The sequence below is a fragment of the Acidovorax sp. BL-A-41-H1 genome (assembly GCF_051942715.1).
The window spans coordinates 1139988-1163373 of the sequence record NZ_JBPVJQ010000003.1; the positions used below are offsets into that span (position 1 = coordinate 1139988).

Below are 23386 nucleotides of genomic sequence, written 5' to 3' on the forward strand. Positions count from 1 at the left end.
GACCTGCTGCCCACTGATTCCAAGAAACCTGCACTCCTGCATGTCCGGCTGTCCCGTCCTCGCTCAATTGCGCAATGTCACGTTCGCCTATGACGACCGTGTGATCCTGCGCGACGTGAGCCTGTCGGTGCCCAGAGGCAAGGTGACGGCCCTCATGGGAGCATCGGGCGGTGGCAAGACGACAGTGCTACGCCTGATCGGCGGGCAGCAGCGTGCGCAGAGTGGTGAGGTGTTGTTTGATGGCCAGGACGTGGGCAGGATGGACGCCCTTGGCCTCTATGCCGCTCGGCGGCGCATGGGCATGCTGTTCCAGTTCGGCGCGCTGTTCACGGACATGAGCGTTTTCGAGAACGTGGCGTTTCCGCTGCGCGAGCATACCGACCTGTCCGAGGCCCTGATCCGCGACGTGGTGCTGATGAAGCTGCATGCCGTGGGTCTGCGCGGCGCGCGTGACCTCATGCCCAGCCAGATCTCGGGCGGCATGGCGCGGCGCGTGGCGCTGGCCCGGGCGATTGCGCTGGACCCGGAACTCGTCATGTACGACGAGCCGTTTGCCGGGCTGGATCCTATATCGCTGGGCACCGCAGCCCAGCTCATCCGGCAGCTCAACGATGCCATGGGGCTGACCAGCATCGTGGTGTCGCACGACCTGGAAGCCACATTTCGCCTGGCCGACCACGTGATCATCCTGGGCCCCGGGGTGGTGGCTGCTCAGGGCACCCCCGACGAAGTGCGCGCGAATACCGACCCGCTGGTGCACCAGTTCGTGAACGCGCTGCCCACGGGGCCGGTGCCGTTCCATTACCCCGGCGACGATGTGGCGGTGGACTTCGGCCCCGTCGGGATGGGGCCGCGATGAGCTGGTACCACCCCGCCGATGTAGGGTTCGCTGTACGCCAGAAACTGGCTAACGTCGGGATGGCCGCGCGCCTTTTCGTGCAGCTGGTGCGGCTGGGCGGCGTCGTGTTCATGCGCCCGGGCCTGCTGCGCGACCAAATCCATTTTCTGGGCAACTACTCCCTGGCCATCATCGCGGTGTCGGGCCTGTTCGTGGGCTTTGTCCTGGGCCTGCAGGGCTACTACACTCTGCAGCGCTATGGTTCGTCGGAGGCGCTGGGTCTGCTGGTGGCGCTGTCACTGGTGCGCGAACTGGGGCCCGTGGTGGCAGCACTGCTGTTTGCCGGCCGTGCGGGTACCTCGCTCACGGCCGAGATCGGGCTGATGCGTGCGGGCGAGCAATTGAGCGCCATGGAGATGATGGCCGTGGACCCTGTTCGCCGCATCCTTGCGCCGCGCTTCTGGGCCGGCGTCATCACCATGCCGCTTCTGGCCGCCGTGTTCAGCGCCGTGGGTGTGATCGGTGGCTGGGTGGTGGGCGTGCTGATGATCGGGATCGACCCGGGCGCCTTCTGGAGTCAGATGCAGGGTGGCGTCGATGTGTGGCGAGATCTGGGCAACGGCGTGATCAAGAGCGTGGTGTTCGGCTTTACCGTGACGTTTGTGGCGCTGCTGCAGGGCTACGTGGCCAAGCCGACGCCGGAAGGCGTGTCGCGCGCCACCACGCGTACCGTGGTGATGGCCTCGCTCGCCGTACTGGCGCTGGACTTCGTCCTGACCGCCCTGATGTTCAGTATCTGATGCTGGCAAGTGGCCAGCGGCAAGGAATATGACAATGCAACGTTCGAAGAACGACCTGTGGGTGGGGCTGTTCGTGATGCTGGGAGCGGCCGCGCTGGTGTTTCTGGCTTTGCAGGCAGCCAACCTGCTGAGTCTGAACTTCCAGTCGGGGTACCGCGTCACGGCGCGGTTTGACAACATTGGTGGCCTCAAGCCGCAGGCGGCCGTGCGCGGCTCGGGCGTGGTGGTGGGGCGGGTGGAGTCGATCACTTTTGATGACAAGACCTATCAGGCCCGGGTGACGCTGTTGCTGGAAAAACGCTACGCGTTCCCCAAGGACAGTTCGCTCAAGATCCTGACCAGCGGACTGCTGGGCGAGCAGTACATCGGCATTGAGGCCGGCGCCGACGAGAAGAGCCTCGCCGAAGGCGACATGGTGACCGCCACACAGTCCGCCGTGGTGCTTGAAAACCTGATCGGACAATTTCTGTACAGCAAGGCCGAAGACGGCGGGAAGCCCTCCGGGGCAGGTAACGACAAGAAATGAAGAACAGCAGCATCGATAACAACGTGGCCCCGTCCAGGGCTTTGGCGCCAGCGCACGCATGGGCCGCCGCGCGTGCGGGTGCCTGGACCGGGGCGGTCCTGTCGCTGGCCCTGCTTGGCGGATGTGCGACGGTGGCCAACCCCGATCCCCGCGACCCGCTGGAGTCGTACAACCGCAGCATGACCAGCTTCAACGAACAGGTCGATGCGATGGTGCTCAAACCCGTGGCCATTGCCTACGAGGGCGTGGTGCCGAGCCCGGTGCGCACCGGCGTGAGCAACTTTTTTGCAAACCTGGGCGACGCGTGGTCGTTCGTGAACAACGCGCTGCAGCTGCGGGGCGAGGCCGCGGCGTCGTCCTTCATGCGTTTCAATGTCAACACCTTCCTTGGCCTGGGCGGCGTGCTCGATATCGCCAGCGAGATGGGCATTGAGCGCTACCGGCAGGACTTTGGGCTGACACTGGGACGCTGGGGTGTGGCCACCGGGCCGTACCTGGTGCTGCCGGTGCTGGGGCCATCGACCGTGCGTGACACCCTGGCACTGCCACTGGATGCAAAGGGCAACTTCGCCAGTTACGTGGACCCGGTATCGGCGCGCAACTCGCTGTACGCGCTGCGTGCGGTGGACGTCCGGGCCAATTTGCTGCGTGCGGGCTCGGTGCTCGACAGTGCGGCGCTCGACAAGTACAGCTTCACGCGCGATGTGTTCCTGCAAGTGCGCAGCCAGGCCGGCGAACCCCAGGGCGGCAACGCCGACCGCGAAGACCGCGGTGGTGCTAATGACGGCGTGTTGCCCGAGGAGCCGCCGCCAGTCCGTTGATGCGCGCCCGGTGTGTGATGGCGCCACTGTGCGCTGGCGCCATTGCGCTACCCCGCGTGTCCGCGCCGCGTTGTTGCACATGCTTGCACACCGCAACGCGGCAGATGCATGCCACCGGGGGCCTTCCCCCACAATGAATTGAAGACGACGGGGCTGTGCCCCGGACCCAAAGGACGAATGATGATGAACCGACGCAAACTGGGCCACATGGCCATGGGTTTGTTTGCCGCTGCTGCCTTGGCCACGCCCTTTGCTGCGCTGGCAAACGACGAAGCGCCCGATGCCCTCATCCGGCGGCTCTCGGGTGAGATCCTGACGGCGATCAAGTCCGACCCCTCCATCAAGACCGGCGATCTGCCCAAGGTGATTGCGCTGGTGGACCAGAAGGTCATGCCCAACGTGAACTTTCGCCGCATGACGGCAGCGGCCGTGGGCCCGGGCTGGCGCCAGGCCACGCCCGAGCAGCAAAAACGACTGCAGGACGAATTCAAGATCCTGCTGGTGCGCACCTACGCGGGCGCGCTCAACCAGGTCAGCGACCAGACCATCCAGGTCAAGCCCCTGCGTGCATCGCCGGAGGACAAGGACGTCTTGGTCCGCACCGAGATTCTGGGGCGGGGCGACCCCATCCAGCTCGACTACCGGCTGGAAAAGACGCCCGGCGAAGGCGCGGGCTGGAAGATCTACAACCTGAATGTGCTGGGCGTGTGGCTGGTGGAGACCTATCGGGGCCAGTTTGCGCAGGAGATCAACGCCAAGGGCGTCGACGGCCTGATCGAGACGCTGGCCGCGCGCAACAAGGCCAACGCGGCTGCCAAGGGCTGAAGCGGACCGCGCGATGCTGGTGCTCCCGTCTGAACTCACCCACCGGCAGGCTAAGGCCTGCCTGTCGATGCTGCTGCAGGGCCTGCGGGCCCACCGCGATCCCAGGGTGGTGGTGGACGCGACGGGGCTCAAAGCTTTTGACAGCTCGGCGCTCGCTGTGCTGCTGGAATGCCGGCGCGAGGCGCTGGCCAGCGGCAAGTCGTTTTCGGTGCAGGGCCTGCCCACCGCGTTGCGCGGTATGGCCGGACTTTACGGTGTGGGCATCCTGATCACGCCTGCGGCTTAGGCCCGCCTGCGCGGGACAGCTGCCCGACCCTGCCCGCACCCCGCGATGGGCAAGGCCGTAAAATCCCATCCTTCATGCCCGCAGTCTCCTTCCAAGCCGTATCCAAAACCTTTGCAACGCCCAAGGGCCCCTTTCAGGCCCTCAACCAGGTGGACCTGGACATACAGGAGGGCGAGTTCTTCGGCCTCCTGGGGCCGAACGGGGCGGGCAAGACCACCATGATCAGCATCCTGGCCGGGCTGGCACGCGCCACCAGCGGCAAGGTGCTGGTGCAGGGCAGCGACGTGCAGGCCCACTTTGCCGATGCCCGCCGCAAGCTCGGCGTGGTGCCGCAAGAACTCGTGTTCGACCCTTTTTTCAACGTGCGCGAAGCCTTGCGCATCCAGTCGGGCTACTTCGGTGTGAAGAACAACGACGCCTGGATCGACGAGCTCCTGGAAAACCTGGGTCTGGCCGACAAGGCCAACGCCAACATGCGCCAGTTGTCGGGCGGCATGAAGCGCCGCGTGCTGGTGGCGCAGGCGCTGGTGCACAAGCCGCCCATCATCGTGCTGGATGAACCTACGGCGGGCGTCGATGTGGAACTGCGCCAGACCCTATGGCACTTTGTGGCGCGCCTGAACAAGGAAGGCCACACCGTGCTGCTCACCACGCATTACCTCGAAGAAGCCGAGGCCCTGTGCGGGCGCATCGCCATGCTCAAGGCCGGACGCATCGTGGCGCTCAACCGCACGAGTGAACTGCTGCAGGCCGCCTCGGGCAGCATCCTGCAGTTCAAGACCGATGCCGCGCTGCCCCCGGTGCTGGCCGATGTGGCGCGCGTCACCGGCCGCATCGTGCAGCTGCCTGCCCGGGATGCGGCCGAAATCGAAAGCCACCTGGCTGCCCTGCGTGTGGCCGGCGTGGATGTGCACGACATGGAAATCCGCCGGCCCGACCTGGAAGATGTGTTTTTGCAGGTGATGTCTGGCACCTCGGCGTCGAACCTTCCGATGGCAGGAGCGCAGGCATGACTGGCTGGCAGACCCTGTTCTACAAGGAAGTCCTGCGTTTCTGGAAGGTGAGCTTCCAGACCGTAGCGGCGCCCGTGCTCACAGCGGTGCTGTACCTGCTGATCTTCGGCCACGTGCTGGAAGACCACGTCAAGGTCTACGACCGCATCAGCTACACCGCGTTTCTGGTGCCGGGCCTGGTGATGATGAGCGTGCTGCAAAACGCGTTTGCCAACAGTTCGTCGAGCCTCATCCAGAGCAAGATCATGGGCAGCCTGGTGTTTGTGCTGCTCACGCCGCTGTCGCACTGGGCGTGGTTTGTGGCGTACGTGGGCTCCTCGGTCGTGCGCGGGCTGGTGGTAGGGCTAGGGGTGTTTGTCGTCACCATGGCTTTTGCGCGGCCCGAGTTTGCCGCGCCGCTGTGGATCGTGGTGTTTGCCGTGCTAGGCGCGGGGCTGCTGGCCACGCTGGGCCTGATCGCCGGGCTGTGGGCCGACAAGTTCGACCAGCTGGCTGCGTTTCAGAACTTCGTGGTCGTGCCGATGACGTTCCTGTCGGGCGTGTTCTATTCCATCCAGTCGCTGCCGCCTTTCTGGCAGACGGTGAGCCACCTCAACCCGTTTTTCTACATGATCGACGGCTTTCGCTACGGCTTTTTTGGCCAGAGCGACACCTCGCCGTGGCTCAGCCTGGCCATCGTGGGCACGGCCTGGCTGGGCGTGAGCGCGCTCGCCATCCACCTTTTGCGCACCGGCTACAAGATTCGGAATTGACATGACCGCACACGAACTCAAAGACATCATTGCCGCCGGCCTGGCCTGCGAACACATCACGCTGGAAGGCGACGGCCGCCACTGGTATGCCACCATCGTCTCTGCCGAGTTCGAGGGCAAGCGCGCCATCCAGCGCCACCAGCGCGTGTACGCCACGCTGGGTGCCAAGATGCATACCGACGAGGTGCACGCCTTGTCGATGAAGACCTTCACCCCGGCCGAGTGGGCCGCGCAGGCGCGGTAGCCTGTAGTGGTTATTGCTATTGTTTTAATAGCTGTCAGTGCATGTAGATCAAGCGCCAGGCGGCATTTTCATTCATATTCTGGCTTTTTGAGATGGACAAACTCCTGATTCGTGGCGGGCGCAGCCTGCAAGGCGAGGTGCTGGTATCGGGCGCCAAGAACGCCGCGTTGCCGGAGTTGTGCGCCGCACTGCTGACGGCCGAGCCCGTGACCCTGCTGAACGTGCCACAGCTGCAGGACGTGAGCACCATGCTCAAGCTGATCCGCAACATGGGCGTGACGGCCGAGCGCGCGCAGGACGGCACCGTCCGCATCGACGCCAGCGCGCTCAGCACGCCCGAGGCCCCGTACGAGCTGGTCAAGACCATGCGCGCCTCGGTGCTGGCACTGGGCCCGCTGCTGGCCCGCTTCGGCGAGGCCACGGTGTCGCTGCCAGGCGGCTGCGCCATCGGCTCGCGCCCCGTGGACCAGCACATCAAGGGCATGGCCGCCATGGGCGCCGAGATCGTGGTCGAGCACGGCTACATGATCGCCAAGCTGCCCGCAGGCCGCTCGCGCCTGAAGGGCGCGCGCATCACCACCGACATGGTGACCGTGACGGGCACCGAGAACTTTTTGATGGCCGCTGCGCTGGCCGAGGGCGAGACGGTGCTGGAAAACGCGGCGCAAGAACCCGAGATTTCCGACCTGGCCGAGATGCTGATCGCCATGGGTGCCAAGATCGAAGGCCATGGCACCAGCCGCATCCGCATCCAGGGCGTCGAAAAACTGCACGGCTGCACGCACCGGGTGGTCGCAGATCGTATCGAGGCGGGCACCTTCTTGTGCGCGGTGGCGGCAGCAGGCGGCGATGTGGTGCTGCGCCACGGCCGTGCCGACCACCTGGATGCCGTGATCGACAAGCTGCGCGAAGCCGGCGTGACGGTGCAGGCGGTCGACGGCGGAATCCGCGTGCAGAGCCAGGGCGGCGGCACGCTGAAGGCGCAGGGCTTTCGCACCACCGAATACCCGGGCTTTCCGACCGATATGCAGGCGCAGTTCATGGCCCTCAACTGCATTGCGCAGGGCACTGCCACGGTGACCGAGACCATCTTTGAAAACCGCTTCATGCACGTCAACGAACTGGTGCGCCTGGGCGCCCGCATCCAGACCGATGGCAAGGTGGCCGTGATTGAAGGGGTGCAGCGCCTGTCGGGCGCCACCGTGATGGCCACCGACCTGCGCGCCTCGGCCAGCCTGGTCATCGCAGGGCTGGTGGCCGATGGCGAAACCGTGGTAGACCGCATCTACCACCTGGACCGCGGCTACGACTGCATGGAAGCCAAGCTGCGCGGCATTGGCGCGGACATCGAGCGAGTAAAAGCATGAGCATGATCACCCTGGCGCTTTCCAAGGGCCGCATCTTCGACGAAACCCTGCCGCTCTTGGCCGCCGCCGGCATCGAGGTGCTGGAAGACCCCGAAAAATCGCGCAAGCTTATCTTGCCCACCAACCAGCCCAACGTGCGGGTGGTGCTGGTGCGCGCCACCGATGTGCCCACCTACGTGGAATACGGCGGCGCCGACATCGGCGTGACCGGCAAGGACACGCTCATCGAGCATGGCGGCCAGGGCCTGTACCAGCCGCTGGACCTGCGCATTGCCAAGTGCCGCGTGAGCGTGGCCGTGCGCAGCGACTTTGACTACGAGCGTGCCGTCAAGCAGGGCTCGCGCCTGAAAGTCGCCACCAAGTACACCGCCATTGCCCGCGACTTCTTCGCCACCAAGGGCGTGCACGTGGACATGGTCAAGCTTTACGGCAGCATGGAACTGGCCCCGCTGACCGGCTTGGCCGATGCCATCGTCGACCTGGTGTCTACCGGCAACACCCTCAAGGCCAATCACCTCGTCGAAGTGGAGCGCATCATGGACATCAGCTCGGTGCTGGTGGTCAACCAGGCTGCGCTCAAGCTCAAGCGCGAGCCACTGCGCCGCATCATCGACGCCTTTGCGTCGGCCATCCCGGCCGACAAGACCTGAACCCTTCCTGCCCGCCACACCATGACTCTGGTAGCTGCTCCCGCCCGTCTGTCCACCGCTGCGGCCACTTTTGAGGCTGACTTTGCAGCCCGCCTGCACTGGTCTGCCGATACGGACGCCGCCATCGAACACCGCGTGGCTGACATCCTGGCCGACGTGCAAAAGCGCGGCGATGCAGCCGTGTTGGAGTACACCGCCCGCTTTGACGGGCTGACCGCCCCCGACATGGCCGCGCTGGAGCTGACCCAGGCCGACTTCAAGGCCGCGTTCGACGCCATTCCAGAGGCACAGCGCGATGCGCTGCAGGCCGCTGCCCAGCGCGTGCGCAGCTACCACGAGGCACAAAAAAAGGCCTCCGGCGAAAGCTGGAGCTACCGCGATGAAGACGGCACCCTGTTGGGCCAGAAGGTCACGCCGCTGGACCGTGTGGGCATTTACGTGCCCGGCGGCAAGGCGGCCTACCCGTCCAGCCTGCTGATGAACGCCATCCCGGCCCATGTGGCGGGTGTGCAGGAAATCATCATGGTCGTGCCCACGCCAGTGCGTGGCAGCGTGGCTACTGGCGGCACGGGCGAGGGCACTTCCACCAAGGGTGAGCGCAACGAACTGGTGCTCGCCGCGGCCTACGTGGCCGGTGTGACCCGCGCCTTCACCATCGGCGGTGCGCAGGCCGTGGCGGCGCTGGCCTACGGCACAGCGACGGTGCCCAAGGTCGACAAGATCACCGGCCCCGGCAATGCCTACGTGGCCAGCGCCAAGAAGCGCGTGTTCGGCACGGTGGGCATCGACATGATTGCCGGCCCCAGCGAAATCCTGGTGCTGGCCGACGGCACCACGCCGCCCGACTGGGTGGCCATGGACCTCTTCAGCCAGGCCGAACATGACGAGCTGGCCCAGAGCATTTTGTTGTGCCCGGATGCCGCCTACATCGACGCCGTACAGCGCGAGATTGACCGCCTGCTGCCGACCATGCCCCGCGCCGAGATCATTGCCAAGAGCCTCACCGGCCGCGGCGCGCTGATCCTGACCCGGGACATGGAAGAAGCCTGCGCCATCAGCAACCGCATTGCTCCCGAGCACCTGGAGGTGAGCAGCACCGACCCGCACCGCTGGGAGCCCCTGCTGCGCCATGCCGGTGCTATCTTCCTCGGCGCCTTCACGTCGGAGAGCCTGGGCGACTACTGCGCGGGCCCCAACCACGTACTGCCCACCAGCGGCACCGCGCGGTTCTCGTCGCCGTTGGGTGTGTACGACTTTCAAAAGCGCAGCAGCATCATCGAGGTGAGCGAAGCCGGCGCCCAGGTGCTGGGCAAGATTGCCGCCGAGCTGGCCTATGGCGAGGGCTTGCAGGCCCATGCACAGGCGGCGGAGATGCGCCTGCGCAAGCAGGGTTGATCGCTCAGGCGCCGGTCTGGCTGGGGCGACTGACGTTCGCCCGCGAGGCACGGCACCCCCTCAGGTGCGAGGCGCCGCCGCCGGTGTCTCCGCGGCCTTGAACCACGAAAAGCAGCCCAGCGCCACCGACGAGCGGCTCACCAGCATGGCGCCGCTGCGGTAAAGCGCCCAGGCGTCCTGCGGGTTGTCCATGGCCACCGCCCACAGGCCGCCGGCCTCGTCCACCCACAGCACCCGCGCATCCAGCCGCGCCAGCGCATTGAAGGCCTGGCCCGGGGCGACACCGGGGGCAAACAGTACCGTCACCTGATCGCCGGGCCCCGCCGGAAGGGCTGCGATGGGGCCTGCCAGTACAGCCAGCACCGCCAGCGTTCCCGCAGCGGTGCGGCCGCGCGTGCTGCCGGCCGCTGCTGGGGCGCCCGGCCCGTCCACAGCGTGCAGCCCACCAGGCGTGCCCCCGCCGCCCTTGCGTAGCGCGCGCCACCCGGCCAGCGCAGGCACCACGCCAAAGCCCACGAACCAGATCAGGTCCCACAGCAGGGGCTGGGGCGAGTCGACCCGGATGCGGTGAATTCCCAGCACCCAGTGCGACAAGATGCCGTCCACCATGTGCCAGCTGCCAAAACCAACCAGCGCGAGCGCCCACAGCACGCGGTCCGCGCTGGGCTGCGCAAAGGCCGCGCGCTGCCGCCACAGCCGCACCAGCGCCACGGCCGCAATCGCATACATCAGCGCATGAAAAAGCCCGTCGGCCATCACCTGCCAGCGCATGTCGCGCACGGCATCCACGTTGGACAGCAGGTGGTGCCACTGCAGGATCTGGTGCAGCAGGATGCCGTCGAAGAACCCGCCCAGCGCAAAGCCGAGCAGGAAGCCGGTGCTGCGCAGCGGCCGGGTGGAGGACGGATACAGGCCTGCGGGTGCCATGGACGGGCTCCTGGGTTGAAGACTTGCGCGCATGCTCGGCATCACATCAGGTGCCCGGCGCCCGACAGCACCGGGGCCGCGTGTAAGAAAAGGCGCCTGTGCGGCCTCCTCCCGCGCACCGCCGTATGCGTCAGCCCCCCCGGCGCTGCGCCGCCTGCCGCGCCCAGGCCAGCGTGGCAGGGCGCTGCCCCTCGGCACTCACGCGCAGGCGCACCGGCCCCGTGAACGACAGGCGTTGTCCAGCCTCCAGAAAGTAGTCTTCCAGCAAGCCATCGCAGGTCACCCACACGCGGCCTTGCTCTAACTCCAGCAGGGCGATCTCGCCCGCGCCGAACTCCAGCGACTGCACGGCCTGCAGCGGGGGCAGGGGCTGGCGCTTCCACTGCGCGGCCAGAGGTTCGGGGCTACAGCCGGGCAGTGCGGCGCCCGGTGGGGGCAGGGGTGCGGTGTTGCGGAGCGCCAGCGGGCTGGCGGCGAAGGGGGTGGGCAGGGCGGTGGTGTTCATGCCTTCACTGTGCGCGGCATGGGCGCCCTGCGCCACGGACAGCGGCGCGCCTTGTGGGCCAGTACAGATGTCGCACCAGCTGCATCTGTACTGGCCGTGTGCGCGCTACTCTGTACTGCCCCGGTGTGCCTCAGCGCGCACAGAATGCAGCCATGGCCCTCGACGATGCCTCTCCCCTGTACCTGCAGATTGCGCAACAGCTGGCGCAACTGATCCGCAACGGCACGCTGGCGCGTGGCGAAAGGCTGCCCTCGGTGCGCGAGATGGCGCGCCAGCATGGCGTGGCGCAAACCACCGTGGTGCAGGCCTACCACTGGCTGGAAGATGCCCGGCTGGTGGCGGCTCGCCCGCGCTCGGGCTTCTTTGTGGCGGCCCGGCTGGTGCACCTGCCCGAGCCGACCACGCCGCGCCCGCTGCGCCGCCCGCGCGAGGTGTCGGTGGACTGGCTGGGCCAGCGCATCCTGGGGCGCGACCAGCCGGCCGACATCGTCTCGTTCAGCAGCGGCACGCCCGGCCCCGAGCTGTTCAACCCCGACCGCGTACGGCGCGCCGTAGTGCGAGCGGCACAACGGCATCGCAACCTGCTGTGCACCTACCCGTCGTCCTCCGGGCATGAAGATGCGCGGCGGGCCCTGGCCCGGTATGCGCTGGGGCTGGGCTGCACGCTCGACCCGGCCAACATCGTCATCACCGGCGGCTGCATGGACAGCATTTCGCTGTGCCTGCGGGCTGTGACGCAGCCTGGCGATGTGGTGGCGCTGGAGTCGCCCACGCATTTTTCGTTTCTGGAGGTGCTGCAGGGCCTGCACCTCAAGGCGCTGGAAATCCTCACCCATCCGCGCACGGGGCTCTCGCTCGACGCCCTGCAGCTGGCGCTGGAAACCCAGCCCGTCAAGGCAGTGATGCTGGTGCCCACGCTCAGCAATCCGCTGGGCAGCTGCATGCCGCAGGCCGAACGCAAGCGCCTGGCACAGATGGCGGCGCGCCATGGCATGGCAGTCATCGAGGATGCGATCTACAACGACCTGGTGGAGGTCGAGGAAATGCGCCGCACCGTGAAGTCCTACGACACCACGGGCCACGTCATGCTGTGCGATTCGTTTTCGAAGACGCTGGCGCCGGGCCTGCGCCTGGGGTGGCTGGAGGCCGGGCGCTGGGCCGACCGGCTGCGCGCCATCAAGGACCTGCAGGCCGGCGGCCAGTCGGCCGTGCTGGAGCTGGCGCTGGCCGACCTGATCACCCAGGCCGGGCACGCGGCAGCCATGCGCCAGCTGCGCGGCGCGGTAGCGGCGCGCATCGACGAGGTGCGGCAGGTGATAGCCACGCACTTCCCGCCAGGCACGCGCGTGAGCGACCCGCCCGGTGGCCTGCTGCTGTGGGTCGAACTGCCCCGCGCGCTGGACTCGGTACAACTGCATGACGCCTGCCTGGCCGAGCGGATCCTGGTGGCTCCGGGCCCCGTGTTCAGCGCCAGCGGGCGGTTTCGCAACTGCCTGCGCATTGGCGTGGGCGGCGACTGGACGCCTGCGCACCTGGACGCCCTGAAAACGGTGGGGCGGCTGGCCAGCCAGATGTTGCGCCTGACGCAACAGGCGGCCTGAAAGTACAGTGGTTGATTTTCCACGAAGTTCGTGGTCCACGAAGTTCGTGTACTATTCAGCCCATGAAGAACGTCACCGTGACCATGGACGACACCGTTGCCGAATGGGTACGGGTCGAGGCCGCGCGGCGCGGCAGCAGCGTGTCGCGCCTGCTGGGTGAATGGCTGGCCGAAAAGATGCGCCAGGAGGACGCTTACGCACAGGCCATGCGCGAGGCGCTGGGTTTTGAAAGCTGGGGTGCCTCCAGCGGGCCCTACGTGCCGCGCGAAACCCTTGTCCTGCGTTGATCGGAACCACACGCATGAGCACCGTCCCGATCTTTGTCGACACCGAAATCCTGCTGGCCAGCGTGGACGACCGCGACGCCGGGCGCCAGGCGCAGGCGCGCGAATGGATCAGCTTTTGCTGGCAGACGCGCAGCGGCCGCATCAGCTCGCAGGTGCTCAACGAGCTGTACAACCAGGCCATCCAGCGCTTTGATGGCCCGCACGTGCTGCAGCAGGTGCGCGCACAGGTGCGGCGCCTGCGCGTGTGGCTGCCGCCGCACCTCGATTCCTACACCGTGGACGGCGCCTGGGACCTGCAGGATCGCTACCGCCTGGGCTACTGGGATGCGCTCATCCTCTCGTCCGCCCACCAGCAGGGCTGCCGCTACCTGCTGACCGAAGCCCTGCCGCACGACGTGCCCCTGGACGCCGTGCGTCCCATCAACCCGTTTCTCGTTGCCCCCACCGAACTGGATACCGCCGAATGATGAACTCCGCCACGCCCGCATCGTCGCCCCTGAACGCCCTCGAACGCATCCGTGCCGATGTGCGTGCGATGCACTCGTATGTGGTGCAGCCCTCTGCCGGCATGCTCAAGATGGATGCAATGGAGAACCCGTTTCGCCTGCCTGCGCATCTGCAGGCGGCCCTGGGACAGCGCCTGGGCACGCTGGAGCTCAACCGCTACCCCGGCGCCCGCGTGGCCGACCTGAAGGCGGCGCTGGCCCGCTATGCCGGCATGCCGGAGGGCTATGGCATCGTGCTGGGTAATGGCTCGGACGAGCTCATCACCCTGCTTGCGCTGGCCTGCGCACAGCCCGGCACGGGCCAGCGTGCCACCATGCTCTCGCCCATGCCGGGCTTTGTGATGTACCCGCTGTCGGCCCAGCTGCAGGGGCTGGACTTTGTGGGTGTGCCGCTCACGCCCGACTTCGAACTGGACGAGCCGGCCATGCTGGCCGCCATCGCACAGCACCGCCCGGCCATCACCTACATCGCCTACCCCAACAACCCCACGGCCACGCTCTGGGACGAGGGCGCCGTGCAGCGCGTGATCGATGCCGCGGGCGCGCAAGGCGGCATCGTTGTGATGGACGAGGCCTACCAGCCCTTTGCCAGCCGCACCTGGATCGACCGCATGCGCGCCGAACCCGCCCGCAACGCGCATGTGCTGCTCATGCGCACGCTCAGCAAGTTCGGCCTGGCGGGCGTGCGGCTGGGCTACCTCATCGGCCCCACGGCCTTCACGGCCGAGCTCGACAAGGTGCGCCCGCCCTACAACGTGAGCGTGCTCAACTGCGAAGCCGCGCTGTTTGCGCTGGAGCATGCCGACGTGTTCGCCGCGCAGGCGGCCGAGTTGCGCACGGCGCGTGCCGACCTGATTGCCGCGCTGCGTCGCATGCCCGGCATCGAAAAATGCTGGGACAGCGAAGCCAACATGGTGCTGGTGCGTGTGGCCGATTCCGCTCGTGCCTATGAGGGCATGAAAAACCGCAAGGTGCTGGTCAAGAACGTTTCTACAATGCACCCACTGCTGGCCAACTGCCTGCGCCTGACGGTCGGCAGTGCCGACGACAACGCCCAGATGCTGGCCGCCCTTGAGGCCTCCCTATGACTTCCTCCGCTCTCGTACCTTCCGCTCCATCGGCTGACCCGATGGCCGACCGCATTGCCGAGGTCAGCCGCAACACCGCCGAGACGCGCATCACCGCGCGCATCAACCTCGACGGCACCGGCCAGGCCAAGCTCTCCACCGGCATCGGCTTTTTTGACCACATGCTCGACCAGATCGCCCGCCACGGCCTGATCGACCTCGACATTGATTGCGAGGGCGACCTGCACATCGACGGCCACCACACCGTGGAAGACGTGGGCATCACCCTGGGCCAGGCTTTTGCGCGCGCCGTGGGCGACAAGAAGGGCATCCGCCGCTACGGCCACGCCTATGTGCCGCTCGATGAAGCGCTCTCGCGCGTGGTGGTCGATTTCTCGGGCCGGCCCGGTCTGCACATGGATGTGAAGTTCACGTCCGGCAGCATCGGCCAGCTCGATACGCAACTGGTGTACGAGTTCTTCCAGGGTTTCGTGAACCATGCAGGCGTCACGCTGCACATCGACAACCTCAAGGGCGTGAACGCCCACCACCAGTGCGAGACGATCTTCAAGGCGTTTGGCCGCACCCTGCGCGCCGCGCTGGAGCGCGACCCGCGCTCGGCGGGCGTCATCCCCTCCACCAAGGGCTCCTTGTGAGTGTTTTTGAGTCAAATCAGGCGATAGTGCTTGATTTATAAGCACTGGTAGCTATGAAATTGGAAGCAAAAACCGTTGCGGTCGTGGACTACGGCATGGGCAATCTGCGCTCGGTGTCGCAGGCCGTGCAGGCCGCCGCAGCTGGCACGGGCTGGTCGGTCGTCGTCACCTCGCGCCCCGAAGACGTGCGCGCTGCCGAACGCATCGTGCTGCCAGGGCAGGGCGCCATGCCTGACTGCATGCGCGAACTGCACGAGTCGGGCCTGAAGGTATCGGTGCTGGAAGCCGCTGCCAGCAAGCCGCTGTTTGGCGTGTGCGTGGGCATGCAGATGCTGCTGGACCACAGCGCCGAAGGTGCCAATGGCGGCACGCCGGGGCTGGGGCTCATCCACGGCGAGGTGCGCAAGTTTGACCTGGCAGGCCGCACGCAGCCCGATGGCAGCCGCTTCAAGGTGCCCCAGATGGGCTGGAACCAGGTGCGCCAGGTGCCCCACGGCGGCCAGGTGCACCCGGTGTGGGACGGTGTGCCAGACAACAGCTACTACTATTTCGTTCACAGCTTTTATGCGCTGCCGCAGAACCCGGCACACTGCGCGGGCGAAACCGACTACGGCGGCCTGTTCGCCGCGGCGGTTGCACGCGATAATATTTTCGCCACCCAGTTTCACCCGGAGAAAAGCGCGGAGCATGGCCTGGCCCTGTACCGCAACTTTCTGCACTGGAATCCCTGAGACCGTTTTCCCAACCCCGTTCGGGCCGAGCCCTGCCTCGCCCTTTCCTCCCGAACTTCACCACCATGCTGCTCATTCCCGCCATCGACCTCAAGGACGGCCACTGCGTTCGCCTCAAACAAGGCGATATGGACCAATCCACCACCTTCGGTGAAGACCCGGCGGCCATGGCGCGCAAGTGGGTGGATGCGGGTGCGCGCCGCCTGCACCTGGTGGACCTGAACGGCGCCTTTGCGGGCGTGCCCAAGAACTACAGCGCCATCAAATCCATCCTGAAAGAAGTGGGCGAAGAGATCCCGGTGCAGCTCGGTGGCGGCATTCGCGACCTGGACACCATCGAGAAGTACATCGACGGTGGCCTGCGCTACGTGATCATCGGCACTGCGGCGGTCAAGAACCCCGGGTTCCTGAAAGACGCCTGCAGCGCCTTCGGCGGTCACATCATCGTGGGGCTCGACGCCAAGGACGGCAAGGTTGCTACCGACGGCTGGAGCAAGCTCACCGGCCACGAGGTGGTGGACCTCGCCAAGAAGTTCGAGGACTGGGGCGTCGAATCCATCATCTACACCGACATCGGCCGCGACGGCATGCTCTCGGGTATCAACATCGATGCCACCGTGAAGCTGGCGCAGGCGCTCAGCATCCCCGTGATCGCCTCGGGCGGCCTGTCGAACATGGCCGACATCGAGCAACTGTGCGCGGTCGAAGGCGAAGGTGTTGAAGGTGTGATCTGCGGCCGCGCCATCTACAGCGGTGATCTGGACTTTGCCGCAGCGCAGGCCCGGGCCGACGAACTGGCCGGCGAGGCCTGAGCGATGCTGGGAGCAGCGCGTTCAGCACGCGCTGGCTCCTCAAGGGGCATCCGTCGGGTGCCGCCCCTTTCCATCATGCGGTGAACTATCATGGCCGTGCGCCGGGCATCCCAGCGACGGCGCGTCTGATCAACAGGCGGGCAAGGCAGTGCCAGCATTGACGGCGCGCACGGTGCTCACCAGCGACGTCCAGTAGGTGGGCAGGCTGGCCCACGGGTTGCCGACACCGGTGACAGCATCGTAGGGCAGGTGGGTGCTGTAGACGGCACCAGCGTTGTACCGGCCGGATGCAGCCGACCGAACCATCGCCTGCATTGCCGTGCAGGTGTCCGCGTTGTGCACTAGCGAGGCCAGCTGCGTATTGGCCCGGCTGTAGAGCCAGGTTGCGTTGGTGCGCGGGTCGTAGTTCTGGTATTGGCTGGCGGTGCCCTCAAAGGTCACCAGCTGGTCGGCCACGGCACTGTAGGCCTGTGCCGGTATCAGGCCCGGGTTTCCCAACACCCGCAGGGATGCGTCCTTGGCCTTGATGTAGCTGTAGATCTCCCGGTAGAACTCGATCTGGCGCGCGTCCGCAGCCATTTCGTCCAGGAAGATGCCGCTGATCACCCCGCGTCCGTACAGATCAAGGTATCGGTCAATGTTGGTCTTGATCTCGCTCATCGGCCGGGCGCCTGTGCCGTACCGGGTGTACACATAACCCACCACGGAACCGCCCGCGGTGACCAGCTCGCGCGCCGCCTGCAGCAGCGACGCATTGGCGGTGGTGAACACGCCATTCGAAGGGTTCAGGATGGCAGTGATGCGCACGCCCGGGTTGCTGGCAGCTGTGGCTGCCATCTGGCTCCATCCGTTGTTCGTGGAGGGCAGAAAATACGCAGGAACGAGGATTTCCAGCGCGGCAGGCGCGGGCCGCAGGATCAGCGTCTGGCTGCTGCTGGCCGTCACGCCGTTGACCGTGGCGCTGGCCTGCAGCGTCTGCACGCCCGGGCTGGCCGCCGTGAGCGTGCTGACGACGGCACCCGCGCGCGTGGCGGGCGCCACGGGCGTGAAGCTGCCGCCCTGCAAGGCCAGGCTGACCACGGTACCGTCGGGCGCTGTACTGCCGTTGACCTGCACCTGGGCCTGGACGGTAATCGGCGTGCGCGTGTCATACACGCCGCTGCTGCTGGCCTGTGCCGCTACAGACACCTGGACGGTGGTGGCGGGGCTGTCCGACCCGCCACCACCCCCACAGGCAGCCAGCGCGGCGGCTGCGCAAGCGGTTGCAAGAAAGCGAAGGCGCGGGGGGCAGTTGGAAAACATGGTCTGCGGGCCTGTGTGGCAAGTAGGGAAGTGCAAGGCCAGTTTGCCAGAACCGGGCCCCCTCATGCATTGGAAGGGCGTACTTTTGTGCACCTGGCTGCGGCGCCATTGTGCGGGTCTGCGGCAGTGGCTGGTGCCGAGCATCCCGTTCACTGCAGCATGAAGGTCTCGTACTCCAGCCGGTTGAGCTGGCGGGTGAGCAGCACCAGGCCTGTACACAGCGTGATCAGCATCGACACCGCAAAGCCATAGCCGTAAAACGCAGCGCCCAGGTACTGCGTGAGCGCCGTAAGGGCGATGTTGAGCAGCACCATCTCAGCGCACAGCACCAGCACGATGCGCCGGTGGTCCAGGTAGAAAAAGACGTTGAGGATCGCCATCAGGCCCACCTGCAGGCCGGCTCCGATGACCTGCACATGCAGTAGCGGCAGGTACAGCTCGGAGATGCCGAGTGCCTCCAGCACCGCTGGCCCGGCCACGAAGGTAACCAGTACCGCCAGTGTCTGGATCTTTGCAATCTCGCTCAGGCCCTGCTGGATCGAATACACCATTTCGTCGCGCATGGCTTCGATGTATTCCAGCGACCCGCCGCTGCGCACGGCGTCGTAGAACTTGTCGTAATACTCGACGAAGTCCGTCTCGATGCGGACCAGAAAAACCGCCATGCCGGGAATGATCGACAGGTACGACAGGAACACCGGCAAGTCGTAGATGAGCGACGCACGCAGACCGCCAATGATGGCATCTGATGTGGGCGGGAAATACCAGAACATGAACTTGTCTGCCCAGATGCCCAGGTTGTACAAAAAACCGATGAGCATGAGAGACGGGTACAGCCAGTCCTGGCGCGCAAAGTCGAACGCGATGAGCGGCCCCTGCGGGCTGAACTCGCGCACCACCAGGATCCACATGCCGGTCATCAGCACGAAGTTGCCCAGCACAAAGCCGCCCAGCAGGCCCTCCAGGCCCCACGGCCGCATCAGCAGCGCAGCCACAACAATCAGCGCGTAGGCCCCGCCGAACAGGATGGTGATGGCGCGGTAGCGCTTCATGCCAGACAGCAATATCGCGAGGATCCACACCGCGCACATGATGCCGAAACCTGCCAGCATGAGCATGCGGTAGAGCAACCGCTCGCCCGGGAACACGGTAAAAAGCGCAATCGTTCCCAGCACGGAAGAAGTCACCATCACGATGAGCAACAGCCCGTGCAGATTGGGCAGGATGAGTTGCCGCTGCTTCTCGAACAGCCGGTCGGATACAAAGCGTGTGAACGCCAGTTGCACGAGCCCGGTCAGGATCAGGCTGCCCGCCACGAGGTAGGTGACCGATGTCTGGAACTGCGTGACCAGAAAATTGGGCACCACCACGCTGGCACTGAAGATGCCGACAAGCAGGATGCCGATGATCGAGAACACCCAGGGCCCCGAGCCGATGACGCCCGCGTACGCATAGGCCTGAAGCAAGCCTGACAGCGTGTTCTTGCGCAACATGCGCCGCAGCTCGAAGCCAATGCCTGCCATGTCAGTGGGTCTCCACGTCCGTCACCGTCTCGCTCGCGCTGCCCTTGAGCGCCTTGCGATACACCTGCCGGTAGCTTTCAAACATCATGGCATCCGTGTAGTAACGCTCCACGCGGGCGATGGCGGCAGTGCTGGCCCGCTGCCAGGCCTCGGCGTCTGCCAGCAGCGCAATGGCAGCGTCTGCCAGCGCCTGCGGGTCGGCGATGCCGACAACGCTGCCGCTGGGCCCCAGGGCGCGGTCTTCCTCGCTGAGTCCTTCGATGAGTTGCCGGCACGAGCCGACATCTGTCGATATGGTGGGCACGCCCGCCGCATAGCCCTCCAGGATCACCAGCGGCAGTGCCTCGCTGATGGACGAGAGCACTACCAGGCCGATGCGCGGCATGAGGTCTTCCACCTTCTGGAATCCCAGGAACTTGACGTGCTCTTCCAGGCCCAGGCTGCGCACCAGGTTCTGGCATTCCTGCGCGTAGGCCTGGTCTTCGTCGGTGGGACCGGCAATCCAGCCCTCAGCGTCGGGCACCTGGTTGACCACGCGGCGCATCGCCCGGATGAAGGTCTTGACGTCCTTGATGGGCACCACGCGGCCGATCAGGCACAGCACGGGCGGCACTTGCGCAGGCCGCTTGGCGCGCATGGGCGAAAAGCGCGACAGCTGGATGCCGTTGGGAATGTTGAAGGTGCGCACCGGATCCGCGCCATCGTGCACCTGGCGAAGGCGGTTGGTTTCGTACAGGGCAATGATGGGGTCGGCCGCGGCGTAGCAATACCGGCCCAGCCATTCAAACAGCCGAATCCACATCTGCCGGAAGTACGACAGCTCGGTGGGGTCCCGCTGGAAGATGTTGCGGTTGTCGCGAATCCATTCGCTCTTGAGCAGGTCGATCTGGCGTTCCTTGGTGTAGATGCCGTGTTCCGACAGCACCAGTGGCACGCCGCGCGCGTCATGCAGCAGCGCACCCAGATAGCCCGCATAACCCGTGGAGGCACTGTGCAGCACGCGCACGGCAGGCATGCTGTGCGCCACGCGCGCCAGCGTCCACAGGGGCTGGAACATGATGCGCACGGTCCAGAAATAGTCCACGAACGAGGGGTCGGTGCAGTAGCTGCGGTAAGTGTCGCAGATGAGCTCCCAGGACTGCTCGCTGTACAGGAAATCATCGAGCGGGAATTTGCCGCCCGGGCGCATTTCGTGCGTCACTGCGCGCAGCATCTCCAGTGCGGAAGCCGTATCGGCACTGCCCTGGCGCATGGTCTCGATGATGTCGCGCAGTATGCGGAACGTGGCCGGATCGCCTTCGCGTGCGCGCGGCAGGTCGTTGGCCGACAGATGGTCGTAGAGGAAATGCTGCTCGAAATGGACGACGTTGGCCGGCAGTTCATATTTGAACTTGGGATAGTCGCTCCTCTGGCTGCCCAGGAAGATGATGGCGTACGTGTATTCGGGAAACGCCCGGATGATCTGGTTGATCCAGCTGGAGACGCCGCCACTGACGTAGGGGAACGTGCCCTCCAGCAGCAGTGCAATGTCAGCCTGCTCGGCTTTGGGATGCTGGCTCATCGCGCGTTCCAGTAGTCGATGACGGGCCGCAGCTTGGGCAGCGCGCTCCATTCGTCAAGCTGCTGCATCAGCTGCCGCGTCTTGTCGAAATCGCGCTGCTCGAAGCTCAGCTCGGCCAGGTAGGGCAACACCCGGGTGGCAGGCAGCCCCTGCTGCTGCGCCAGTGCGTAGGCCTCGGCGGCCTCGGGGAGGCGGCCACAGGCATGCAGGAGCACGCCACGGCGCATCGTGTGCTGGGCCATGCGGGGGTGCTGGGCCAGCACCATCTCGCAATAGCGCAGCGACTCGCGGATGGCGTGGTCGCGCATATCCCCCTGGGCGAGGTTCTGGTAGACGAGCTCCCAGTAAAGGGCCGACAGCTTTTCGGCCGCCTGTATGCCTACCGGGCCCAGCGTGTCCTGCCCCTCGACTTCCCGCGCCTTTTGCAGGGTGTCGAGTTCTTTGTCGATCGCGCGGCTGATGTTGCGCTCCAGGCTGTCCAGCATGCCGTAGGCCAGCAGCCGCAAATCCTCGCTGGCGTCGTTGAGCACGTTGCGCAGCAGGGGCGACGAAATGCGTCCCGAAATGTGCTGAAGTGCCACCATGGCCCGCATGCGCGAGCGGGTGGGCACCTCGCTGTTGCCCAGCACGGCGCGAAGCCCCGTTTGCCTGAATCCACTCTGCATTCGCTGGTGGAGGTCGAACTCTGGCAGCTGCAGCGACTTGAAATCGTCCTCGTGGTGGGAGGCGCGATAGAACCGCAGCACCAGCGTTCCGATCAGCACGCCCATGAAGCCGACCACAGGCACGACAAAGCTGCACACCGCCATCAGACCAATCATGGGCAGTCGGGGCCGCGTCTGCTCGGCGGCAAGCACGGGCAGCGTGAACAGCGCCAGCAGCACGCTGGCCACGGCGTGGGCCACCAGGTAGCTTGCCAGCGCACCTTCCGAATTGCCATCGAGCAGCGTGGGACCTGCCCAGGCACTCAGTTCCATCACGATGGCCCACAGGCCCAGTTTGGAGTTAAGCATGGGCCAGCTGGTGCAACCGGTTCAGCAGCACGCGGGGCTGGTCGAACTGGATCAACGGAAACTGGTACGGGTACACACCCGCCTGGGTGAGCGACATCCCTTCCTTGGCGGTCATCCAGCCTTCAAGGCGCGCAATGAAACCTTCCGCCGTCGATGCCTCGCCCAGCGGCATCAGCACCGCCAACACGCTGCGGTTGGTCCCATTGATCAGCCAGATCTCGTCCATCAGGCGTTTCAGGCGGAGCATTTGTTGCGGCAGGTCGCGTGCGATGGCAGCCTGGTTGAATTCCAGCGCAACGACGATGCTTGGCACCCCGGTGGATTTCTCCATGCGGGTCAGCCGCTCCAGTTCAAAGGCGAACTCGGGCGGGCATTGCGCGAACTCCGCCACCAAGGGGGCGGCCAGTGCGTGGGTGGACAGCCCGTCGGTGTAGTAGCCCAGCAGCAGGTTCATCGTCTGCAGGCCTTCTTCCTGCAGCGAAAAGAAGGGCATGTCTTCCACCAGCAGCACCGCGTAGGTCTCACCGCCAATGTCCAGCAGGGGCGCCGCCACCAGGTACTGGCTTCTCTCCTGGCGTACCGTGGTCTGCACCACATGGCAGAGCATGCGTGTTTCAAGGGCCTGCACGGCGAGCGGGTCGGCGCGCTGGAAACCGGCAGGGGTGCCCAGCATGGCCAGGGGCTGCGGGTCGACTTCGTCATCGCGCACCGGGTGCAGCGCTGCGCAGCTGATCTGGCAGTACTGTGCGAGCAGGCGCAGCAGGACCTGCGCATCCTGCGGCTCGGCGCCCAGGCCATGCAGGGTCTTGAGCGCGTCGCGCATCGACATCGGTCTGCCGATGAGCTCCTGTTCGAGCCGGTCGTGTGAAAGCCGCAGCAGGTAGTACTGGCGGATCAGATGCTCCAGCCGCTGGTCCAGGTAGTGCTGTACGACTTCGGCGCGGCGCGTGCGGGCGCGCCAGAGGCTGGAAAACTCGCCCACCAGCATCACCGTGATGAGCCCGCCCAGAAAGAAGACCTGCGGGAACTGGTCGAGGTGGCCCAGGTTGAGCGCAAACCACGCGGCCAGCAAAACCCCCGCGGCACCCAGGCCCGCCAGCGGGCCGTAGCGGAGCGCCACGATGATGGGCGCAAGCCATGACCAGTGGTAGTCGGCAGCCACTCCCAGCGGGTCCTGCGGGCTGAAGAGATACCCGAGCCCGACCGTGACCACGGGCACCAGCGCTGTCTCCAGCAGTACGGTGACGGGGCGGTCGCCCACCGCAGTGAGCTTGCCCAGCGGCGAGCCGGTGAACCCGTTCGCGCCAGGATCTTCGGCCACGCCGGGATCGACAGGCGGTTTAGCGGGCGTTTCAGACGACATGCGGGTCATGTGGGG

The 23386-nt window shown here is 65.9% G+C and carries 26 protein-coding genes; 19 read left to right on the forward strand and 7 right to left on the reverse strand.

Annotated features, from left to right (window positions below; all coding sequences use genetic code 11):
* The first annotated feature begins 40 nt into the window (after nucleotides 1–40).
* The 12 genes from ACTPOI_RS06080 (at nucleotide 41) to hisD (ending at nucleotide 9517) form a co-directional block, all read left to right on the forward strand.
* On the forward strand, nucleotides 41–859 hold the full coding sequence (locus ACTPOI_RS06080; protein WP_440107397.1) for an ABC transporter ATP-binding protein: 819 nt from the start codon (nucleotides 41–43) through the stop codon (nucleotides 857–859).
* Nucleotides 856–1638, forward strand: coding sequence for a lipid asymmetry maintenance ABC transporter permease subunit MlaE (gene mlaE / locus ACTPOI_RS06085; RefSeq protein WP_440107399.1), 783 nt, complete (start codon nucleotides 856–858; stop codon nucleotides 1636–1638). The genes ACTPOI_RS06080 and mlaE overlap by 4 nt, the downstream gene beginning before the upstream one ends.
* A 34-nt stretch (nucleotides 1639–1672) precedes the next feature.
* Complete coding sequence (gene mlaD, locus ACTPOI_RS06090; protein WP_440107401.1) at nucleotides 1673–2164, forward strand: outer membrane lipid asymmetry maintenance protein MlaD; 492 nt, start codon at nucleotides 1673–1675, stop codon at nucleotides 2162–2164.
* Nucleotides 2161–2985, forward strand: a complete 825-nt coding sequence (locus ACTPOI_RS06095) for an MlaA family lipoprotein (protein ID WP_440107403.1) — start codon at nucleotides 2161–2163, stop codon at nucleotides 2983–2985. The genes mlaD and ACTPOI_RS06095 overlap by 4 nt, the downstream gene beginning before the upstream one ends.
* 177 nt (nucleotides 2986–3162) lie before the next feature.
* Complete coding sequence (locus tag ACTPOI_RS06100) at nucleotides 3163–3810, forward strand: MlaC/ttg2D family ABC transporter substrate-binding protein (RefSeq protein WP_440107405.1); 648 nt, start codon at nucleotides 3163–3165, stop codon at nucleotides 3808–3810.
* 13 nt (nucleotides 3811–3823) lie between these two features.
* A complete protein-coding gene (locus tag ACTPOI_RS06105) occupies nucleotides 3824–4096 on the forward strand; it encodes an STAS domain-containing protein (protein ID WP_440107407.1) in 273 nt (90 codons plus the stop codon).
* 74 nt (nucleotides 4097–4170) lie between these two features.
* Entirely contained in the window at nucleotides 4171–5109 is a 939-nt protein-coding gene (locus ACTPOI_RS06110; RefSeq protein ID WP_440107409.1) for an ABC transporter ATP-binding protein, read from the forward strand.
* A complete protein-coding gene (locus ACTPOI_RS06115) occupies nucleotides 5106–5861 on the forward strand; it encodes an ABC transporter permease (RefSeq protein ID WP_440107411.1) in 756 nt (251 codons plus the stop codon). The genes ACTPOI_RS06110 and ACTPOI_RS06115 overlap by 4 nt, the downstream gene beginning before the upstream one ends.
* A gap of 1 nt (nucleotide 5862) precedes the next feature.
* Entirely contained in the window at nucleotides 5863–6105 is a 243-nt protein-coding gene (locus ACTPOI_RS06120; RefSeq protein WP_440107413.1) for a BolA family protein, read from the forward strand.
* A gap of 92 nt (nucleotides 6106–6197) precedes the next feature.
* Entirely contained in the window at nucleotides 6198–7472 is a 1275-nt protein-coding gene (gene murA / locus ACTPOI_RS06125; protein ID WP_440107415.1) for a UDP-N-acetylglucosamine 1-carboxyvinyltransferase, read from the forward strand.
* Nucleotides 7473–7474: 2 nt separating this feature from the next.
* On the forward strand, nucleotides 7475–8122 hold the full coding sequence (gene hisG, locus ACTPOI_RS06130) for an ATP phosphoribosyltransferase (RefSeq protein WP_291517660.1): 648 nt from the start codon (nucleotides 7475–7477) through the stop codon (nucleotides 8120–8122).
* Nucleotides 8123–8143: 21 nt separating this feature from the next.
* Complete coding sequence (gene hisD, locus ACTPOI_RS06135; RefSeq protein ID WP_440107417.1) at nucleotides 8144–9517, forward strand: histidinol dehydrogenase; 1374 nt, start codon at nucleotides 8144–8146, stop codon at nucleotides 9515–9517.
* A gap of 60 nt (nucleotides 9518–9577) precedes the next feature.
* On the opposite strand, the gene ACTPOI_RS06140 is transcribed toward hisD, so the two are convergent.
* Together ACTPOI_RS06140 and ACTPOI_RS06145 are read right to left on the reverse strand one after the other, a co-directional pair.
* The gene (locus ACTPOI_RS06140) at nucleotides 9578–10444 is read right to left on the reverse strand and encodes a DUF2243 domain-containing protein (protein WP_440107419.1); all 867 of its coding nucleotides are present in this window, start codon (nucleotides 10442–10444) and stop codon (nucleotides 9578–9580) included.
* Between the two features lie 130 nt (nucleotides 10445–10574).
* Entirely contained in the window at nucleotides 10575–10949 is a 375-nt protein-coding gene (locus ACTPOI_RS06145) for a DUF2917 domain-containing protein (RefSeq protein WP_440107421.1), read from the reverse strand.
* Between the two features lie 152 nt (nucleotides 10950–11101).
* Here ACTPOI_RS06145 and ACTPOI_RS06150 point away from each other — a divergent pair, with 152 nt between their 5' ends.
* The 7 genes from ACTPOI_RS06150 (at nucleotide 11102) to hisA (ending at nucleotide 16609) form a co-directional block, all read left to right on the forward strand.
* Nucleotides 11102–12550 carry a PLP-dependent aminotransferase family protein gene (locus ACTPOI_RS06150; RefSeq protein ID WP_440107423.1) on the forward strand — a complete coding sequence of 483 codons (1449 nt, stop codon included), beginning with the start codon at nucleotides 11102–11104 and terminating at the stop codon, nucleotides 12548–12550.
* A 62-nt stretch (nucleotides 12551–12612) separates the two neighbouring features.
* On the forward strand, nucleotides 12613–12837 hold the full coding sequence (locus tag ACTPOI_RS06155; RefSeq protein WP_440107425.1) for a CopG family transcriptional regulator: 225 nt from the start codon (nucleotides 12613–12615) through the stop codon (nucleotides 12835–12837).
* Nucleotides 12838–12851: 14 nt separating this feature from the next.
* Nucleotides 12852–13304, forward strand: a complete 453-nt coding sequence (locus tag ACTPOI_RS06160) for a PIN domain-containing protein (protein ID WP_440107427.1) — start codon at nucleotides 12852–12854, stop codon at nucleotides 13302–13304.
* The gene (locus ACTPOI_RS06165) at nucleotides 13304–14431 is read left to right on the forward strand and encodes a pyridoxal phosphate-dependent aminotransferase (protein WP_440107429.1); all 1128 of its coding nucleotides are present in this window, start codon (nucleotides 13304–13306) and stop codon (nucleotides 14429–14431) included. Before ACTPOI_RS06160 ends, ACTPOI_RS06165 begins: the two co-directional genes overlap by 1 nt.
* A complete protein-coding gene (gene hisB / locus ACTPOI_RS06170) occupies nucleotides 14428–15066 on the forward strand; it encodes an imidazoleglycerol-phosphate dehydratase HisB (RefSeq protein ID WP_300461090.1) in 639 nt (212 codons plus the stop codon). The genes ACTPOI_RS06165 and hisB overlap by 4 nt, the downstream gene beginning before the upstream one ends.
* Before the next feature lie 53 nt (nucleotides 15067–15119).
* Entirely contained in the window at nucleotides 15120–15797 is a 678-nt protein-coding gene (gene hisH / locus ACTPOI_RS06175) for an imidazole glycerol phosphate synthase subunit HisH (RefSeq protein WP_440107431.1), read from the forward strand.
* Nucleotides 15798–15862: 65 nt separating this feature from the next.
* The gene (gene hisA, locus ACTPOI_RS06180) at nucleotides 15863–16609 is read left to right on the forward strand and encodes a 1-(5-phosphoribosyl)-5-[(5-phosphoribosylamino)methylideneamino]imidazole-4-carboxamide isomerase (RefSeq protein WP_440107433.1); all 747 of its coding nucleotides are present in this window, start codon (nucleotides 15863–15865) and stop codon (nucleotides 16607–16609) included.
* A 129-nt stretch (nucleotides 16610–16738) separates the two neighbouring features.
* Here hisA and ACTPOI_RS06185 read toward each other — a convergent pair whose 3' ends face one another.
* The 5 genes from ACTPOI_RS06185 to ACTPOI_RS06205 form a co-directional block, all read right to left on the reverse strand.
* Nucleotides 16739–17911: a spherulation-specific family 4 protein gene (locus tag ACTPOI_RS06185; RefSeq protein ID WP_440107435.1), complete on the reverse strand. Its 1173-nt coding sequence runs from the start codon at nucleotides 17909–17911 to the stop codon at nucleotides 16739–16741.
* A gap of 149 nt (nucleotides 17912–18060) precedes the next feature.
* On the reverse strand, nucleotides 18061–19434 hold the full coding sequence (gene pelG / locus ACTPOI_RS06190) for an exopolysaccharide Pel transporter PelG (RefSeq protein ID WP_440107437.1): 1374 nt from the start codon (nucleotides 19432–19434) through the stop codon (nucleotides 18061–18063).
* A gap of 1 nt (nucleotide 19435) precedes the next feature.
* Nucleotides 19436–20995, reverse strand: coding sequence for a GT4 family glycosyltransferase PelF (gene pelF, locus ACTPOI_RS06195; RefSeq protein ID WP_440107439.1), 1560 nt, complete (start codon nucleotides 20993–20995; stop codon nucleotides 19436–19438).
* Nucleotides 20992–22008, reverse strand: a complete 1017-nt coding sequence (locus ACTPOI_RS06200; protein ID WP_440107442.1) for a hypothetical protein — start codon at nucleotides 22006–22008, stop codon at nucleotides 20992–20994. The genes pelF and ACTPOI_RS06200 overlap by 4 nt, the downstream gene beginning before the upstream one ends.
* Nucleotides 22001–23371, reverse strand: coding sequence for a PelD GGDEF domain-containing protein (locus ACTPOI_RS06205; RefSeq protein WP_440107444.1), 1371 nt, complete (start codon nucleotides 23369–23371; stop codon nucleotides 22001–22003). The genes ACTPOI_RS06200 and ACTPOI_RS06205 overlap by 8 nt, the downstream gene beginning before the upstream one ends.
* Nucleotides 23372–23386 lie beyond the last annotated feature (15 nt).